The sequence below is a fragment of the Stenotrophomonas sp. P5_A8 genome, from assembly GCF_056400545.1.
On record NZ_JBFULB010000494.1, the window covers coordinates 1 to 1958 of the forward strand.

The following is a 1958-nucleotide window of genomic DNA, read 5'->3' on the forward strand; positions in this document are numbered from 1 at the left end:
GCCACGCGCTGCGCGGCGCGCACCAGCCACGGGCACCTTCGCCCGGCGCTTCCCAACGGTCGATCTCGCCACCGGACATGGTCAGGCCCAGCAGGTTCTCGTTGATGGTGTAGGCCTGCTGCTTGGCGCGCACGCCGAAGCCGCGCTCTTCCAGGTACTTCTGCTCGTAGGCGCGGGTCTGGGTGTGCTCTTTCTGGATCTCGCGGATCGGGGCGACGATCTGATAGTCGCCCAGTGCCTTCACGGCCAGGTCGAAGCGGACCTGGTCGTTGCCCATGCCGGTGCAGCCGTGGGCGATGATGTTGGTGCCCAGCTCGGCGGCGCGCTTGAGTGCGGCGTCCACGATCAGGTAACGGTCGGACACCAGCAGCGGGTACTGGCCCTGGTAGCCTTCGCCGGCCCACACGAACGGCTTGAYGAAGCCGTTCCAGATCGCCGGGCCACCGTCGACGGTGACGTGGCTGGTGACGCCCAGCTCGGCGGCGCGCTTCTCGATGAAATCGCGCTCGTCGTCATCGACGCCGCCGGTATCGGCAAACACGGTGTGCACGTTGTAGCCGCGCTCCTGCAGGTAGGGCACGCAGAAGCTGGTGTCGAGTCCGCCGGAGAAAGCCAGGACGATGTCTTTATTGCTCATGGGGGTCAGGGTCCAATTGGGGGATGAGGATTCGGTAGAGCCGACCGTTGGTCGGCAGGAATGTACGGTGCGCCGATCGGCTGAAATCTTGCGTTGATCGGCTGAATTGTTCGATGCGCCGGTTGGGTAGAGCCGACCGTTGGTCGGCTGCAATGTTCGATACCCGTTGATGGCGTTACCGGCCGATCAGCGCCGACATGATCGCCTTCTGCACATGCAGGCGGTTCTCGGCTTCGTCGATGGCGATGCACTGCGCCGAGTCCATTACCCCGTCGGTGGCCTTCACGTTGCGGCGCAGCGGCAGGCAGTGGCTGAAGACACCGTTGTTGGTGAGGGCCATCTTGGCTTCGTCGACGATGAAGTGCTTGTACTGGTCGCGGATCGGCTTTTCCGGTTCCCAGTTGCCGAAGAACGGCAGCGCGCCCCAGCTCTTGGCGTACACCACGTCGGCACCGGCGTAGGCGCTGGCGATGTCATGGCTGACCTGCAGCGAACCGCCGCTCTCGGCCACGTTCTGCTCGGCCCAGCCCATGTAGCGCTCGTCCAGGAGGTAGTCCGGGGTCGGGCACAGCAGGGTCACGTCCATGCCCATGCGGGTGGCGATGGTCAGCGCCGAGTTGGCCACGGCGGTGTTGAGCGGCTTGGGGTGGTAGGTCCAGGTCAGCACGTACTTCTTGCCGCGCAGGTCCTGGGTGCCGAAGTGTTCCTGCAGCGCCATCACGTGGGCCAGTTCCTGGCACGGGTGGGTGATGGTCTCCATATTGATGACCGGCACCGGCGAGTACTTGGCAAAGCTCCTGAGCACTTCGTCCTCGCGATCCTTGGTCCAGTCGATGAACTTCGGGAACGCACGCACGCCGATCAGGTCGACGTAGCGGCCCAGCACCCGCGCCACCTCGGCGATGTGCTCTTCGGTGTCCCCGTCCATTACCGAGCCCAGGTTGAACTCGATGGGCCATGCATCCTTGCCCGGCTGCAGCACGATCGCGTGGCCGCCCAGCTGGAAGGCCCCCAGCTCGAAGCTGGTGCGGGTGCGCATGGACGGATTGAAGAACACCAGGGCAATCGACTTGCCCTTGAGCTCGTTACCCAGCTTGTTGCGCTTGAACAGCGCGGCCTGGGTCAGCAGGGCATCCAGGTCGGTGCGGCTCCAATCCTGGGTGTTCAGGAAGTGCTTCAGGGACATCGATCGATCCTTTGCGGCTGGTTTTCCACCGTTGCCGGGGGAGGTTGGGGGCGCCGGGGCGCGGTCAGGGCTCAAACAAACGTATACAGATGAAACTTTTCAGATCGTAGAAACGAAAAAACCCAGCGCGGGGGC

The 1958-nt window shown here is 64.1% G+C and carries 2 protein-coding genes; both read right to left on the reverse strand.

Annotated elements, in window-relative coordinates; translation table 11 throughout:
• On the reverse strand, nt 1–637 hold a 637-nt coding region (locus AC1DQP_RS20010; RefSeq protein ID WP_478052366.1), incomplete at its 3' end, for an argininosuccinate synthase domain-containing protein.
• A 175-nt stretch (nt 638–812) separates the two neighbouring features.
• Nucleotides 813–1823 carry an N-acetylornithine carbamoyltransferase gene (locus tag AC1DQP_RS20015; protein WP_478052367.1) on the reverse strand — a complete coding sequence of 337 codons (1011 nt, stop codon included), beginning with the start codon at nt 1821–1823 and terminating at the stop codon, nt 813–815.
• Nucleotides 1824–1958 lie beyond the last annotated feature (135 nt).